The 15,910-nt window shown below is 67.1% G+C and carries 15 protein-coding genes; 11 read left to right on the top strand and 4 right to left on the bottom strand.

Annotated elements, in window-relative coordinates; genetic code table 11:
- The first annotated feature begins 23 nt into the window (after positions 1-23).
- Positions 24-371, top strand: a complete 348-nt coding sequence (locus ASE58_RS01955) for a hypothetical protein (RefSeq protein WP_055817421.1) — start codon at positions 24-26, stop codon at positions 369-371.
- Between the two features lie 33 nt (positions 372-404).
- Here ASE58_RS01955 and ASE58_RS01950 read toward each other — a convergent pair whose 3' ends face one another.
- Positions 405-1,190 carry a M15 family metallopeptidase gene (locus ASE58_RS01950; protein WP_200909278.1) on the bottom strand — a complete coding sequence of 262 codons (786 nt, stop codon included), beginning with the start codon at positions 1,188-1,190 and terminating at the stop codon, positions 405-407.
- Between the two features lie 75 nt (positions 1,191-1,265).
- Here ASE58_RS01950 and ASE58_RS01945 point away from each other — a divergent pair, with 75 nt between their 5' ends.
- The 4 genes from ASE58_RS01945 (at position 1,266) to ASE58_RS18175 (ending at position 4,095) form a co-directional block, all read left to right on the top strand.
- Complete coding sequence (locus ASE58_RS01945) at positions 1,266-1,919, top strand: RluA family pseudouridine synthase (protein WP_055760441.1); 654 nt, start codon at positions 1,266-1,268, stop codon at positions 1,917-1,919.
- A gap of 1 nt (position 1,920) precedes the next feature.
- Positions 1,921-2,346 carry an alternative ribosome rescue aminoacyl-tRNA hydrolase ArfB gene (arfB, locus tag ASE58_RS01940; RefSeq protein ID WP_055760444.1) on the top strand — a complete coding sequence of 142 codons (426 nt, stop codon included), beginning with the start codon at positions 1,921-1,923 and terminating at the stop codon, positions 2,344-2,346.
- A 59-nt stretch (positions 2,347-2,405) separates the two neighbouring features.
- Entirely contained in the window at positions 2,406-2,888 is a 483-nt protein-coding gene (locus ASE58_RS01935) for a GAF domain-containing protein (protein WP_055817417.1), read from the top strand.
- A gap of 121 nt (positions 2,889-3,009) precedes the next feature.
- A complete protein-coding gene (locus ASE58_RS18175) occupies positions 3,010-4,095 on the top strand; it encodes an RcnB family protein (RefSeq protein ID WP_055817415.1) in 1,086 nt (361 codons plus the stop codon).
- Between the two features lie 3 nt (positions 4,096-4,098).
- Here ASE58_RS18175 and ASE58_RS01925 read toward each other — a convergent pair whose 3' ends face one another.
- Together ASE58_RS01925 and ASE58_RS01920 are read right to left on the bottom strand one after the other, a co-directional pair.
- Complete coding sequence (locus tag ASE58_RS01925) at positions 4,099-5,388, bottom strand: M20/M25/M40 family metallo-hydrolase (RefSeq protein ID WP_082467541.1); 1,290 nt, start codon at positions 5,386-5,388, stop codon at positions 4,099-4,101.
- A gap of 402 nt (positions 5,389-5,790) precedes the next feature.
- A complete protein-coding gene (locus ASE58_RS01920) occupies positions 5,791-6,246 on the bottom strand; it encodes a universal stress protein (protein ID WP_055760453.1) in 456 nt (151 codons plus the stop codon).
- A 128-nt stretch (positions 6,247-6,374) separates the two neighbouring features.
- Here ASE58_RS01920 and ASE58_RS01915 point away from each other — a divergent pair, with 128 nt between their 5' ends.
- The 6 genes from ASE58_RS01915 (at position 6,375) to ASE58_RS01890 (ending at position 12,360) form a co-directional block, all read left to right on the top strand.
- The gene (locus tag ASE58_RS01915; protein ID WP_055817414.1) at positions 6,375-7,679 is read left to right on the top strand and encodes a pyruvate dehydrogenase complex dihydrolipoamide acetyltransferase; all 1,305 of its coding nucleotides are present in this window, start codon (positions 6,375-6,377) and stop codon (positions 7,677-7,679) included.
- Positions 7,680-7,898 (top strand): hypothetical protein, encoded by a 219-nt coding sequence (locus ASE58_RS01910; RefSeq protein WP_055817412.1) that lies wholly within the window; start codon positions 7,680-7,682, stop codon positions 7,896-7,898.
- On the top strand, positions 7,888-8,280 hold the full coding sequence (locus tag ASE58_RS01905; RefSeq protein WP_055760460.1) for an acyl-CoA thioesterase: 393 nt from the start codon (positions 7,888-7,890) through the stop codon (positions 8,278-8,280). The genes ASE58_RS01910 and ASE58_RS01905 overlap by 11 nt, the downstream gene beginning before the upstream one ends.
- 68 nt (positions 8,281-8,348) lie before the next feature.
- A complete protein-coding gene (lpdA, locus tag ASE58_RS01900) occupies positions 8,349-9,761 on the top strand; it encodes a dihydrolipoyl dehydrogenase (RefSeq protein WP_055817410.1) in 1,413 nt (470 codons plus the stop codon).
- Between the two features lie 66 nt (positions 9,762-9,827).
- Positions 9,828-11,204 (top strand): porin, encoded by a 1,377-nt coding sequence (locus ASE58_RS01895; RefSeq protein ID WP_055817408.1) that lies wholly within the window; start codon positions 9,828-9,830, stop codon positions 11,202-11,204.
- A gap of 262 nt (positions 11,205-11,466) precedes the next feature.
- A complete protein-coding gene (locus ASE58_RS01890) occupies positions 11,467-12,360 on the top strand; it encodes a Gfo/Idh/MocA family protein (protein WP_055817406.1) in 894 nt (297 codons plus the stop codon).
- A gap of 55 nt (positions 12,361-12,415) precedes the next feature.
- Here ASE58_RS01890 and mfd read toward each other — a convergent pair whose 3' ends face one another.
- A complete protein-coding gene (gene mfd / locus ASE58_RS01885) occupies positions 12,416-15,874 on the bottom strand; it encodes a transcription-repair coupling factor (protein WP_055817405.1) in 3,459 nt (1,152 codons plus the stop codon).
- Positions 15,875-15,910 lie beyond the last annotated feature (36 nt).

Below are 15,910 nucleotides of genomic sequence, written 5' to 3'. Positions count from 1 at the left end.
TTGGTCGTGTCTAGGCTTGCCGGATGACAGAGGATACCATCACCTTGTGGCGACCGGTCGGCCCGGTCGAACTGCGCCTGATTGCGGAGAGCGGCATGTCGGCGTTTCCTCCTCGATTGCCGGAACAGCCCATCTTCTATCCCGTGGTGACCGAGGAATATGCGGTGAAGATCGCGCGGGATTGGAATGTTCGGGAAAGTGGCTCGGGGTATGTTACCCGGTTCGAGGTTCTGCGCGCGTATCTTCGCCGCTATCAGGTGCAGGATGCCGGTGGAAAAGCGCACCGGGAATATTGGATACCGGCGGAGGAGATGGATGCCTTCAACGCCGCTATCGTCGGTCCCATTGAGGTAATTCACGAGTTTCGCTGAATCCTCGACACCGGATCGTGGAGTGGTCGACGCCTAATCGACCTTCGGCTCCGCCGGAAACCGGGTCCGCGCCTGCAGGAACAGCGACCGCGCCGGTGCCGCGCCGGCTTCGGTCGCCGCCGTGCCGACCCAGCGCCAGTGCCACGGCTCCCACTTCACCTGCTGCCGGTTGCCCGCCGGGAACGACATTTCGAAGCCGAAGCGCGCGGCATTGGCGCGGAGCCAGCGGCCGGCGGGGGTGGCGGCGAAGCAGGCTTCGGCGTTGCAGGCGGGCGACGTGCTGGTGCCGAAGTCGATGACATAGCCGGTCGAATGCTCGCTATGCCCCGGTGGCGCGGACGCCCAGGCGCGTTCGGCGAAGCTGCCCGATCCGTTCATGCCGATGCCGCCGCAAAAGGTCTGGCGCTGCAAGGCTTCGGAACGGTGGCACGACACGGCGCGCAGCGTGCCCGCGATCGCCGGATCGCCATCGGCGGCGGCGAGCAGGCGGGTGAGGTCGGCGGCCATCGCCGGATGGATCTTGCACGATTGCCCAAGCGCCGCCGGTGCGTCGACCAGCGCGGTCGCGGGCATGTCGGGATAGGGGAAATGGTTGAACAGCCGGCCGTCGCCGGTACGCTGTACCGTCCCGCGCCCGCACAGTTCGACCGGGCCGGTCGGGCCGGCGGGCGGCAAAGCGGTGATGCGCGGTGGTGCGACCGGCGTCGGGGCAGGCGCCGGGGTCGGCACCGCGACCGGTGGCGCGGGCGTGGTGGTCGGGGCGCAGGCGGCAAGCAGGCTCAGCGGCGGCAACAGGCGGGCGAGGGTGGTTCGGCGCACGAAAGTCTCCGGCTGGGTCGGCACGACACCCCAAGCGCACTGGCATGGCGTCGCCAACGATGGCAAGGGAGCGCAATGCTTGACGACCTGGTACTGTTCATCGACGGAGAGGCGATCGTCCTCGACAAACCTGCCGGCCTGCCGGTCGATCCGCCGCGCGACGGATCGCCGAGCATCGTCGGGCGTGCGGACGAACTCCGCTTCACCTTTCAACGCGAACCGACGCCGGTCCACCGGCTGGACCGCGATACCAGTGGGTGCCTGCTGCTCGCGCGCAATCCCAAGGCGCATGCCCGGTTCCAGCAGGCATTCGAACAGGGGCGGGTGACGAAGCGCTACCTCGCGATCCTCGACGGGATTCCGGCGGGCGAATCGGGTGAGATCGACCTGCCGCTGGCCAAGGTCAGCACCGCCGAGGCCGGGTGGCGGATGGTCGGCGATGCGAAGGGCAAGCCGGCGCGGACCAACTGGCGCGTGCTGCGCACCGTGGGCGATCAGGCGCTGATCGCACTGTTTCCCGAAACGGGCCGCACCCACCAGATTCGCGTGCACATGGCCGAGGGGCTGGGCTGCCCGGTCGCGGGCGATCCGGTCTATGGCCGGGGCGGGCGGCACGGCATGTTGCTCCACGCCGTCGGGCTGATGGTGCCGCGCGACAACAAGCCGGCGATCGACGTGACCGCACCGTGGCCGAGGAGCTTCGTCGCGGCGGGGTTCGACGAGGCCTGATTTGCCGCGCATCCCGATTACCCGGTCGATCTCGATCGACAGCGGCGAGCTGGTCGAGAGCTTTACCCGTGCGTCGGGGCCGGGCGGGCAGCATGTGAACACAACCGACAGCGCGGTGTTGCTGCGCTTCGACGTGGTGGCATCGCCGGGGCTGCCCGAGGCGGTGAAGCATCGGCTGGCGGCGCTGGCCGGATCGCGGCTGACCAAGGAGGGCGTGCTGACGCTGCGCGCCGATGCCTCGCGCTCGCAGGAGATGAACCGGCGCGAGGTGCGCGAGCGGCTGTTCGAGCTGATCCGCGAGGCGACAATCGTGCCCAAGAAGCGCCGCGCGACCAAGCCGACCAAGGCGTCACAGGTTCGGCGGGTGGATGCGAAGAAGGGTAGGTCGCAGGTGAAGGCCGGGCGGGGGAAGGTTCGGATGGACTGAAATCCTCCCCGCGAGCGGGGAGGATTGTGCCGGGCGCCTCCGGCGCTACATAACGCCCCATGTACCAGTTCGATATTTCCGCCGGCGCCAAGGGCGACCTGTACCGCGACCTGCTGTCCGCACTCGATGCGCTGACCGCCGGGGAGAATGACGCCATTGCCAATATGGCGAACGCGTCGGCGCTGCTGATGCAGTATCTGCCCGACCTGAACTGGGCCGGTTTCTATCGGCTGGCGCAGGACGAACTGGTGCTGGGGCCGTTTCAGGGGAAGGCGGCGTGCATCCGCATCGCCATGGGGCGCGGCGTGTGCGGGACGGCGGCGGAGACGCGCACGACGCAGCTGGTCGCCGATGTCCACGCCTTTCCCGGCCACATCGCCTGCGACGCCGACAGCCGCAGCGAGCTGGTGGTGCCGATCGTCGTCGGCGACCGGTTGATCGGGGTGCTCGACCTCGACAGCCCGCTGCCCGGCCGGTTCGATGCCGAGGACCAGGCGGGATGCGAGGCGCTGGTGGCGTTGCTGGGCCCAAGGATCGGCTGATCTGCCCCGCCGCGGGACGGTCGGGCCGGCAATCGCCGGATTGGCCGGGAACCGGGGTGCGTGGTAAGGTTTGGGCAACCATAGCGCGGGGTGAGCCGCGTACCAGGGAGCCTGCCCGACGATGCGAACGCCGACCCTTGCCGCCATTGCGGCGATCCTTGCCTCGACCGGTGCCGCCGAGGCGCAGCCGCGCGTCGGACAATCGCCCGAGGCGCGGCCGGGGCGGCCGGGAATTGCGGCCGGACAGCCACGCGTGAACCTGCCCGGCCCACGCTGGGGCGGGAAGGTGCGCGGGCGCTGGTATGGCGGCTATTATGCGCCGGGTGGCTGGGCGGCCTATCGCACGCCGGCGCGCGGTTGGGTGATGCCGCGCTATTGGGTCGCGCCCAGCTTCTTTGTTCAGGATTGGCCGGCCTATGGGCTCAGCCGACCGCAGGCGGGTTACGGCTGGTATCGTTATTATGACGATGCGGTGCTGGCCGATCGCGACGGGCGGGTGGTCGATTATCGGCGCGGCATCGATTGGGATGCGCGCGACACGGGCCGCTATGTCCGCGATGACCGGGCCTATGACCGGTATCTTGCCGAGAACGACGCTCCGCCGCCGCCCCCTCCGCCGCCGCCGGTCGCGCGGCGTGACGATGGAGTCGGCGGGGCGGTGATCGGTGGCGTCGCGGGCGGCGTTGCCGGCAACGTCATCGCCGGGCGCGGCAACCGGCTGGGCGGGACGCTGATCGGGGCAGGGGGCGGCGCGCTGGCCGGGACCGCGATCGACCGTGCCGAAGATCGCCGCGCGCCGCCGCCGCCGCCTCCGCCGCCTGTGCAGCGGGGCTATGGAGCCGACTATCCGCTGCCGGGCGGGGACGTGCCGGTCGCGCCCGACGATGGCTATTATGACGATGCGCCCGGTGTCGTGTTCGGCCCGATGCGCGAGGAGGTGCAGCCGATCCGCCCCAGCCCGCGTGGCGGCTATGTCGAGCGGCACGTCGGCGCGGCGCCGGTCGCGCGCAGCTATACTACGACGACCACGACCGAAGGGCCAGGCGGCTATATCGCCGATGGCTATTATTACCCGCCGCGCACCGTCACCACGGTCACGATCCAGAATGCGCCGGTGACGACGACCACGACCGAGGAGGTCGTCACCTATGAAACGCGCCGCCCTTCGCCGCGGCGGGCGCATCGGTCGAAACTGCTGCGGCGGTGACGATCAGCGCGGGGCGCGACCGGCGAAGGTCGGTACGCTCTCCGCGCCCGATGCCGACAGGGCGGAGACGGCGACGAAATGGTCGTCGACGATCACCCCCTTCAGCACCGCTTCGCTACCTGTGACGTCGCGGCTGTTCGTCCAGTCCTGCGCATCGTTGCGCCGCCAGCGGATGCGATAGCCCGCCGCATTCGCCACCGGTTGCCAGCGGACGGTGGTGTCGGTCGACAGCGCCCCCTCGATCGAGGCGCTGGTCGGCGCGCCGGGCGCGGCGGCCAGCCGGGCGATGGTCGCCGCGTTGATCGCGGTCACCTTTGCCAGATAGGCGAAGTCCATCCGGTCGATCGTATCGCCATAGACGCGCTTGCCCTCGCTGCGCAGGTCCTGGTGCTGCGCGTCGTAATTCTCGACCCCGACCGAAAAGCGGATCGCGGGATAGCCGAGCTTCAGGAATGGTTCGTGGTCGCCGCCGCGTCCGAAGCGGTCGGGGCGGCGATCGAGGAACACGTCGAGCCCGCCGGGAAGGCCGGTCGCGACGGCATCGACCGTCTTGGCCAGCGCGCGCGACGGGCCGTCATCCTCGCCCCCGGCGGCGCGGCGGGCGATCTGCTGCTCGATCGATTCGGAGGCGCGAATCCCTTCGGAAAAGACGCGGATCCGGTCGGCGACCTTGCGCCCGTCCTGCCCGATGGTGTTGCCGACGATATCGTTGTTGAGCACGGCGGTGACGGTCCAGCCGCGCTCCTTCGCGGTATCGGCCAGCAATTGTGCGCCCCACAGCCCCTGTTCCTCACCGGACAGCGCGGCATAGACGATGGTGGCGTCGAATTTTTCCTTCGATAACAGCCGCGCGGTTTCCAGCACCAGCGCGACGCCCGACGCATCGTCATTGGCGCCCGGCGCGTCGCTCTTCGCGTCCATCACGTCGCTGACCCGGCTGTCGATATGGCCCATCACGATCACGACCCGCTTCGGATCGCGGCCCTGCTGGAAGCCGAGCACATCGACGACGTTGACCCCGGTCGGCGCACGGGGGCCGGTGAAGCCGCGCGCGATATTGGCCACGGTGATGCAATTGCCGCAGTTCGCCCCGATTCGGGTCAGTTCGTTCGCGAACCAGCGCCGCGCCGCGCCGATCCCGCGGGTCGGATGATCGGGATCGGACGCGGTGTGGCGCGTGCCGAACCCGACCAGCGTGGCCACATCGGCACGGAGTCGGTCGGGGCGGGGGGTGTCACGCGCACCGGCGGCGGTGGCGAGGATCAGGGCGGGCAGGAGCAAAATCATGCGCATTTCCGGGAGGATGCCGCGTTATGCGGGTCCGCTCAACCGGTTTCCTGCGATACCCATCGCCACCTAAAACCTACCCGATGAGTAGGGTTGATGCATAAATTGAATGTTTGGTTTCGTTTTTTGCAATTGCTAACCATCCGGTTGCGGTGCACAACGACTGTGCCTTTCAGGCATCCTCTCCTAAAACTTTTCAAGGGTCGGTTCGCCGGCCCTTTTTTTTGTGCCCGGCTCGCGCTAACGGACCTCCGCCAGCGCTGCGCTGAATTATAAGAGAGGATGTGCCGGATACCCGGCGAACAGCAGCAGCCCGCGGGGGATCGAGCGCGAATCGCTGCTCTCCCCCGCACGGTATTCCGCAAGCATCGACTAGGTGCCGCCTGATGAACGGCGGCTGACTATGCGTCAGCTCAGGCGATCGATACCCGCCCGGTCGAGGCTGCCGGGAATAATCATCAGCGGCACGGGCAGGGCGCCGGCATCGGTCCCGGCGAAATGGGTGACCAGCGGCCCCGGCGATCCGGTGGCGGCGGCGCCCAGCACCAGTGCGGCAATCTCGGGATTGGCGGCGATCATGTCGCGCACGATTCGCGGGCCTTCGCCGATCTTTACCGTCAGATGCGGTTGCAGCCCCGATTCGGCGATCAGCGTACCCGCCGCTGCCTGTACCAATGCCTCGGCGCGCTCCTTCGCCTCTTCCTCGATCGTCGCCTGCACGCCGCCCCAGGGCGCGAATTCCTGCGGTTCGACCAGTGCCAGCACTTCGACGCCACCATTGGTCTTCACCGCACGACGCGCGGCGAAGCGCAGCGCGACCGCGCTTTCCGGACTTTCGTCGACGACCACCAGATATGTCCGCATCGCATCTTCCCCTGACGCTACGGTTCATGCGCCGGTTGATGCCGATGACGCAAGATCGTGCCGGGGCTTGACCGGGAGCCGTCCGACAGCGAAGAGGCGCGACGAGCCTGAGAGGACCACTCTGCCCCATGCCGATCGAGATCAAGATGCCCGCCCTGTCCCCCACCATGGAAGAGGGGACGCTGGCCAAATGGCTGGTGAAGGAAGGTGATACCGTCAAGTCCGGCGACATCATGGCGGAAATCGAAACCGACAAGGCGACGATGGAATTCGAAGCCGTCGACGAAGGCACGATCGGCAAGGTGCTGATCGCCGAGGGTACCGACAATGTGAAGGTCGGTGCGGTCATCGCGATCCTGCTCGAAGAGGGCGAGGACGCGTCGTCGATCGGCAGCGCACCGGCCAAGGCCGATGCGCCGAAGGAAGAGGCTCCGAAGGCCGAAGCCGCCGCGCCTGCCCCTGAAGCGAAGCCGGCGCCTGCCGCGCCCGCCGCGTCGAGCGATGGCAGCCGCGTAAAGGCCAGCCCGCTGGCCCGCCGCATCGCGGCCGACAAGGGCCTCGACCTGTCGGGTGTCACCGGCAGCGGCCCGAACGGCCGCATCGTGAAGGTGGACGTCGAGAGCGCCAAGCCGGGTCAGGCGAGCGCGCCGAAGTCGGAAGCCGCGGCACCTGCACCGCAGGCCGCTGCATCGGCCCCGGCCGCCGAAGCGCCCAAGCCCGCCGCCGTGTGGTTCGACGATTCGATCCCGCACACGGTCGAAAAGCTGTCGAACATCCGCAAGACGATCGCGCGTCGCCTGACCGAATCGAAGCAGCAGGTGCCGCACATCTATCTGACGGTCGATATCCGTCTGGATGCGCTGCTGAAGCTGCGCGGCGACCTCAACAAGTCGCTCGACGCGCGTGGCGTGAAGCTGTCGGTCAACGACCTGCTGATCAAGGCGCTGGGTGTTGCCCTCGAAAACAGCCCGAAGTGCAACGTCACCTTCCTCGGCAACGAAATGGTGCAGTATTCGCGCGCCGACGTGTCGGTGGCGGTGTCGACGCCGACCGGCCTCATCACCCCGATCATTCGCGACGCCGCCAACAAGGGCGTGGCGAAGATCAGCAGCGAGATGAAGGACCTGGCCGGCCGCGCCAAGGAGAACAAGCTGAAGCCCGAGGAATATCAGGGCGGTACCGCGTCGCTCAGCAACATGGGCATGTTCGGCATCAAGCAGTTCGAAGCAGTCATCAACCCGCCGCAGGGCATGATCCTGGCGGTCGGTGCCGGGGAGAAGCGTCCGTACATCGTCGACGACGCGCTGGGCGTGGCGACCGTGATGACGGCGACCGGCAGCTTCGACCATCGCGCCATCGATGGTGCGGACGGTGCCGAGATGCTGAAGCTGTTCAAGGCGCTGGTGGAGTCGCCCCTCGGCCTGATCGCGTAAATGCGCGCCCGGCTGCTGACCGAGATCGTGCATGTCGTCGCGGGGATCGCGGCGGCATGGGCGGTCGGGTCGCTGTCGGCATGGTCGTATCCACTGGGGCGGCGCGACATCTGGACGGTGACGGGTGCGGCGATGGTCGTCGTGCTGGTGCTGGGCATCCGGCAGGTGCAGCGGGCCATGGCCGAGGAACGCGTGAAGGGCGTGTCGCATGATCGTTGAGAATGCCACGACGCCACCGAGCGACCAGCCTGCACTGCGCGTGACCGCGATGCCGGCCGACACCAATCCCTATGGTGATATCTTCGGCGGTTGGATCATGTCGCAGATGGACATGGCCGCCGGTCTGGTCGCGGCGCGCCATGCCAGGGGGCGGGCGGTCACGATCGCGGTCGATGCCATGCAGTTCCACGCGCCCGTTGCGGTCGGCGACGAATTGTCGGTCTATGCCGATCTCATCAAGGTCGGCCGGACGTCGATGACGATCAAGGTCGAAACCTGGCGCCGCGACCGCTTCGGCGAGGCGACGTGCCGGGTGACCGAGGCGCAGTTCGTGTTCGTCGCGATCGACGAACACCGCAAACCACGGGCGATCGAGGGCTAACGCACGGCAATCGTGCGGCAATTATTTCAGCTGCTCGACCGGGCAGCAGCGAGCAAAAAGGCAAAGTGATGGCTGAATCTTACGACCTCATCGTGCTCGGTTCCGGCCCCGGCGGCTATGTCGCGGCGATCCGCGCGAGCCAGCTGGGCCTGAAGGTCGCGATCGTCGAGCGCGAGCGGCTGGGCGGCATCTGCCTCAACTGGGGCTGCATTCCGACCAAGGCGCTGCTGCGCTCGGCCGAAATCTATCACTACATGATGCATGCTGCGCAATACGGCCTGTCGAACGAGAAGCCGTCGTTCGATCTGGCGAAGGTGGTCGATCGCAGCCGCAAGGTTGCGGGCCAGCTGAACGCGGGCGTCAAGGGCCTGATGAAGAAGAACAAGGTGACGGTGCACGAGGGCGTCGGCACCATCACCGCCAAGGGCAAGCTGTCGGTCAGCCAAGGCGACAAGACCACCGAGCTGGAAGCCAAGCACATCATCATCGCGACCGGCGCACGCGCCCGCGACCTGCCGTTCGCCAAGGCCGATGGCGCCAAGATCTGGACGTACCGTCACGCGATGGTGCCGCCCGAAATGCCGACCAAGCTGCTGGTCATCGGATCGGGCGCGATCGGCGTCGAGTTCGCCAGCTTCTACAACGACATGGGCGCGGACGTGACCATCGTCGAGATGCTCGACCGGATCATGCCGGTCGAGGACGCCGAAGTCAGCGAGTTCATGCACAAGGCGCTGACCAAGCAGGGCATGACGATCAAGACCAAGTCGGGTCTGGAAAAGCTGGAAGCGACCGCAGGCGGCGTGAAGGCCGCGATCAAGGGGCCGGACGGCAAGGTCGAGCAGGTCGAGTTCAGCCACGCGATCGTCGCGATCGGCATCGTGCCCAATACCGAGAATATCGGCATGGAAGCGCTGAAGATCGAAGCCGAACGCGGCCACATCAAGACCGATGGCTATGGCAAGACCAATGTCGACGGCATCTGGGCAATCGGCGATGTGACCGGCGCACCGTGGCTGGCGCACAAGGCGAGCCATGAAGGCGTGATCGCTGCCGAAGCTATCGCCCAGGCGCTGGGCAATAAAGACGTCCATCCGCACGCGATGGACAAGAACAACATCCCGGGCTGCACCTATGCCCGCCCGCAGGTCGCCAGCGTCGGCTATACCGAGGCGAAAGCCAAGGAAGCGGGCTATAGCGTGAAGGTCGGCAAGTTCCCGTTCATCGGCAACGGCAAGGCGATCGCGCTGGGCGAGGCCGAAGGTTTCGTGAAGACGGTGTTCGACGCCAAGACCGGCGAGCTGCTCGGCGCGCACATGGTGGGTGCGGAAGTGACCGAGATGATCCAGGGCTATGTCATCGCCCGTCAGCTCGAGACGACCGAAAAGGAACTGACCGAGACGGTGTTCGCGCACCCGACGATCTCCGAATCGATGCACGAATCGGTGCTCGGGGCGTACGGTCGCACGCTACATATGTAAGGCGTCATCGAAGCGTCATAATCACTGCTTGACCCGCGTCGTGCCGCAGCGGCATGGCGCGGGTCCATGAAGCCCTTCCTGCCCGCGGCGGTCGCCGCATCCTTCATGGTCCCGCCACCCGCTTCGGCGCAGACGGTGCAGGAGTTGCAGCGGCAGATCGACGAGCTGAAGGCGGTCATCGCCGAGATGAAGGCGGCGCAGGCGGCGGTTCGCGCGCCCGCCCCGACCACGCAGCCGCCGCAGGTTGCCGTAACACCACCACCCGCTGCTAAAACGCAGGTCGCGACTGCCGCACCGCCGGCCAAGCGCGAGAAATGGTACGATCGCATCCGGCTGCGCGGCTATACCCAGCTGCGGCTGAGCGAGATCGTGTCAGGCGATCGTACCGCGCCCGATGGTGTCGCGCGGCTGCGGTCGGTGCATGACAGCGGCATCGGCGACGATACCGGCTTTACCTTTCGCCGCATCCGGTTGGTGCTGCAGGGCGATCTGGGCGAGCGGGTGTCGTTCTATCTCCAGCCCGATTTCGCGACGGCGGTATCGAACCAATCGGTCGGTGAGCGGCGCGAGGGGTTCCTGCAACTGCGCGACGCCTATTTCGATGCGTTTCTCGACCCCGACAAACGGTTCCGGCTGCGTTTCGGCCAGTCGAAGGTGCCGTTCGGGTGGGAGAATATGCAGTCGTCGTCGAACCGGCTGACGCTCGACCGCAGCGATGCGATCAACAGCGGGGTGCCGAGCGAACGCGATATCGGTGTCGTCGCTTATTATACCCCGGCGTCGGTGGATGCGATCTGGAAGCGGTTGACCGACGATGGCCAGAAGCTGTTCGGGAATTACGGCGCGTTCGGGGTCGGCATCTATAACGGGCAGGGCGTGAACCGCGAGGAGACGAACGACGCGGTGATGGCGGTCGCGCTGGCGACATGGCCGTTCGAAATCGGCGGCGGGCGGGTGCTGGAGGTCGGCGCCAGTGGCTTCACCAACCGCGTCCAGCCCGAGGTGCGCACCGGCGGGGTCAGCGACGTGGCCTTTGCCGACGAACGGATCGGGCTGCATGCGATCCTGTATCCCGCGCCGATCGGGTTCCAGGCGGAGTGGAACTGGGGACGCGGGCCGGAATATGATCGGACGCTGCGCGCGATCACGACCAAGCCGCTGCATGGCGGCTATGTGCAGGCGATGGCGCGGGTGAAGGCGTCGCCGGTGGGTCCGTTCATGCCCTATGCCCGGTGGCAGACCTATCGCGGCGGGTGGAAGGCGGCGGTCAATTCGCCCCGGCTGGAGACCGATGAGATCGAGCTGGGCATCGAGTTTCAGCCGGTCCCGGCGCTGGAACTGACCCTGGCCTATGCCCGGATGGATCGCGCCGAGGCGGACGAGCGGCGGTTGGGGCGGGCCGAGGGCGATGTGATCCGGACCCAGTTGCAGTTGAATTATTAGGGTTTTTTGGCCCCGCGGCGGCCAAAGTTCACTAAGTTCACACTCGTGCGCTATTTGCGCGACGTGGGGAGTGGCGGTGTCAAGGAGCGGTGGCAGGCTGCGACCCGTACTCTGGCGAGGGTGGCGGTTGTAGGAAAGCGGCAAGCGAAGCACGCGGTCGCGCCGATGCCCTGGCAGACGTGCCCTGAAACGGTGTTGCGGAAGGCCCGATCGCCGGGATACCGGTTGATGCCCGGCAAGCCAGCCTGATCGGAACAGTAAAATGCGCGTACTCGTGATCGGATTGGGCGACATTGCCCGCAAGGCGTATCTTCCCGTCCTGTCGCGGCGGCCCGATCTTGAAATCCATCTGGCGACGCGGGACAGGTCGGTTCTGGCCGAGGTTGGCGGCGCGTTCCGCATCGCCCATCTCCATGGCAGCGCGGCCGATGCGCTGTCGGTCGCATCGTTCGATGCGGCGTTCGTCCACGCCGCGACGGCCGCCCATGCCGACCTCGTCCGGTTGCTGCTGGCGCACGACGTTCCCACCTTTGTCGACAAGCCGCTTGCCGACAATCTGCGCGATGTCGAGGCGCTGGTCGCGTTGGCGGAGGAGCGTGGCACGCCGCTGGCCCTGGGCTTCAACCGGCGGTTCGCGCCTGATTATGTTGCCCTGCGCAGGAGCGATGCCAGCCTGATTGTCATGGAAAAACACCGCAGCGCCCAGCCCGATCTGCCGCGACAGGTCGTGTTCGATGATTTCATCCATGTCGTCGATAGCCTGCATTTCCTCGCGCCCGCCCCGGTTCGCCGACATGCGATCGAGACCCAGGTCGTGGGCGGGATGCTCCATGCCATCACCCTGACAATGGCCGGCGACGGGTTTAGTGCGGTCGGGTTGATGCACCGGAACAGCGGCTTGGACGAGGAACGTGTGGACGTGATCGGCGGCGGCGCGCGCCATGCCGTGCTCAACCTCGCCGATCGGGTCGAGACGTGCGGGAACACGATCGTACAGCGTCGGGGCGACTGGGTACCGGTCGGGCGGCAACGCGGGTTCGATGCGATGTGCGATGATTTCCTGCGTGCAGCGCAGGAGCGGCGCGGGGTCGATGCCGCCGCCATCCTGGCGACGCATCGCGTGTGCGAGGCCATCGTCCGCCACGCAGAGCGGTAGAACGGGCAGGCTGCAATCGGTGACCCCGCGACCGGCGGGACTGCCCTAGCCGCTGCTACCCCGCCGCTTTTGCCAGTCCGCGCGAAATCTGGAGTGCGGCGTTCAGGCGCGCCTGTGGATCGCCGAAGTTGCGGCTGATGACGAGGCGCATGTCGGGGCGCAGCTTTGCGGTGCCGTTGAGCTTGTCGACATAGGCGAGCAGCCCTTCGACGCTGGGGAATTTGTCCTCGTGGAAGCTGACGATCGCGCCCTTCGCACCGACGTCGATCTTGGCGATGCACGCCTTCTTGGCGTTCAACTTGGCTTCGATCAGTTGCAGCAGGTTGGCGGTTGCGACCGGCAGCTTGCCGAACCGGTCGATCAGTTCGGTGGCGAACGCGTCGATGCCGGCGCGGTCCTCGACATCGTTCAGGCGGCGGTACAGGCCCATGCGCAGGTCGAGGTCGGGAACATAGTCCTCCGGAATCAGGATCGGCGCGTCCACGGTGATTGTGGGGGAGAAGTCCTTGGGCTTGTCGTCGCGAATGCCGCCGGCCTTCGCGTCGAGGATCGCCTCCTCCAGCATCGACTGGTAGAGTTCGAAGCCCACTTCCTTGATATGGCCCGATTGTTCGTCGCCGAGCATGTTGCCGGCGCCGCGCTGGTCGAGGTCGTGGCTGGCGAGCTGGAAACCAGCACCCAGCGATTCGAGGTCGGAGAGCACCTTCAGCCGCTTTTCCGCCGCTTCGCTGACCAGCCGTTCGGGGGGCGTGGTCATGTACGCGTAGGCGCGGGTCTTCGACCGGCCGACGCGGCCGCGCAGCTGATAGAGCTGGGCGAGGCCGAACTTGTCGGCGCGGTTGATGATGAGGGTGTTGGCCGACGGAATGTCGAGGCCGGATTCGACTATGGTGGTCGATACGAGCAGGTCGTAGCGCTTGTCGTAGAATGCCGACATGCGTTCCTCGACCTCGGTCGGGGCCATCTGGCCATGGGCGACGACGTAGCGGATTTCGGGAACTTCCTCGGTCAGGAACTTCTCGATATCGGGCAGGTCGGCGATGCGCGGGGTGACGAAATAGGCCTGTCCGCCACGATAATGTTCGCGCAGCAGCGCCTCGCGCAACACCACCGGGTCCCATGGCATGATGTAGGTGCGCACGGCGAGGCGATCGACCGGCGGGGTCTGGATCACCGACAGTTCGCGCAGACCCGACATCGCCATCTGCAACGTGCGCGGGATCGGGGTGGCAGTGAGCGTCAGGACGTGGACGTCGGCCTTCATCGCCTTCAGCCGCTCCTTGTGCGTCACGCCGAAGCGCTGTTCCTCATCGACGATGACCAGCCCCAAGCGCTTGAAGTCGACCTGTTTGGAGAGGACGGCATGGGTGCCGACCACCACGTCGATCGTGCCGTCGGTCAGGCCATCGCGGACCTTCTTCGCCTCGGTCGCGGTGACGAGGCGGCTGAGGCGGCCGATTTCGATCGGGAAGCCTTCGAAGCGGGCCTTGAAGTTGTTGTAGTGCTGGCGGGCGAGGAGGGTCGTGGGACACACGATCGCGACCTGCATGCCCGCCATGGCGGCGACGAACGCGGCGCGTAGCGCCACCTCGGTCTTGCCGAAGCCCACGTCGCCGACGACGAGGCGGTCCATGGGGCGGCCAGCGACCAGATCGTCGAGGACGTCGGCGATGGCGCGTTCCTGATCGTCGGTTTCCTGATACGGGAAACGATCGACGAAGGCGGGATAGCCGCCGCTGTCGGGCTCGGCAATGTCGGCGGGACGCATCGCGCGCTTGGCGGCGGTGGCGATCAGGTCGCCCGCGATTTCGCGGATGCGATCCTTCATCCGCGCCTTGCGGCGCTGCCATGCCTCGCCGCCGAGGCGGTCGAGTGTCGCACCTTCCTCGCCCGCGCCGTAGCGGCTGAGGACTTCGAGGTTTTCGACCGGCACGTAGAGCTTGTCGCCGCCGGCATATCCCAGCTGGACGCAATCGTGCGGGGCCTTGGCCACCGGCACCTGGGTCAGCCCGACATAGCGGCCGATGCCGTGGTCGGCATGGACGACGAGATCGCCGGGGGAGAGGGTGGCGAGTTCCTGCAGGAAGGCGTCGGTATTCTTGCGGCGTTTGGCCCGGCGGACGAGGCGGTCGCCGAGCATGTCCTGTTCGGTCAACACGGCGACGTCGGCGGCGGTGAAGCCGTGGTCGAGGGGGAGGACGACGAAGGAGACGGTCGACTTCGCGCCGCCCAGCGCCTGCTGCCATGTCTCGACGGTCGACACGCCGGTCAGGTCGTGGTCGGCGAGCAGGCCCATCAGCCGTTCGCGCGCGCCCTCCGAATAGCTGGCGAGGATCGGCTTGCGGCCCTGTTTACGCAAGGACGCGATGTGGTCGACGACGGCTTCGTAGATGTTCGCCTGTTGCGTACGTTCGGGGGTGAAGTCGCGGGGGCCGTCGACCTCGAAATCGAGCGAGGTCGCGCTGTCGGGCGCGTGAAAGGGCGTGACCTGATGCGCGGCGGTGTCGGACAGGCGGTCGGTCCATTCGTCCGCCGACAGATAGAGCGCGGCGGGGAGGAGCGGGCGGTAGCTGCCCGGATCGTTGGTCTGCGCCCGGACGCGGTTGGTGTGATAGTCGGTAATCGATTCGAACCGCGCTTCGGCGGCGGCGGGGACGCCGGCGTCGCGGACGATGACCGCCTCGGGGGAGAGGTGATCGAAAAAGGTTTCGAGTCGCTCTTCGAAGAACGGCAGCCAATGCTCCATGCCCGACAGGCGGCGGCCGTCGCTGATCGCCTGATAGATCGGGTCGCCGGTCGCGGTCGCGCCGAACTTTTCGCGGTAGCGGGTGCGGAAGCGCTTGATCGATTCCTCGTCGAGCAACGCTTCGGAGGCGGGGAGCAGGGTGAAGCCGTCGACGCGGCCGGTGGTGCGCTGATCCTCCGGCGAGAAGGTGCGGACGGTTTCGATCTCGTCGCCGAAGAAATCGAGGCGGAGGCCCGACTCGGAGCCCGACGGCCACAGGTCGACCAGGCCGCCGCGCACCGCAAACTCGCCCGCGTCATGGACGGTATCCACTCGATTGTAGCCGTTCGCCTGCAACAGGGCGGACAGGCGGGGAAGCGAGATGCGCTCACCCGGTGCAAGCCGCGCGACGAGCTGGCGGATGCGGAACGGGGTCAGCGTGCGCTGGGTCGCGGCGTTGACGGTGGTGACGATCAGCCGCGGGCCCTTTGCCGCCGTCTGGAGCATGTGCAGCGCGGCAAGGCGCTCGGCCATTGAGCGCAGCGTCGGGCTGGCGCGGTCGTAGGGGAGGCAGTCCCATGCCGGGAACTGGAGCACCGACAGGTCGGGCGCGAAGAACGGCGCGGTCGCCGCGATCGCGCGCATCGCTGCCTCGTCGGGGGCGATGTAGATCAGGTCGCCCTTTGCCCCGCGCGCAAGGTCGGCGAGCAGCACGGGCAGGAAGCCGGCCGGAACCCCTGCGAGGGTAAGCGAGCGGGGGGCGGAGAGGATCTTGGAAAGGTCGGGCATTTTTTACCTTAAGCCCTCTCCCCTTCAGGGGAGAGG

It is taken from the genome of Sphingomonas sp. Leaf9 (assembly GCF_001421355.1).
Lineage (GTDB): Bacteria > Pseudomonadota > Alphaproteobacteria > Sphingomonadales > Sphingomonadaceae > Sphingomonas.
This window is presented reverse-complemented; position numbering and strand designations above follow the sequence as displayed.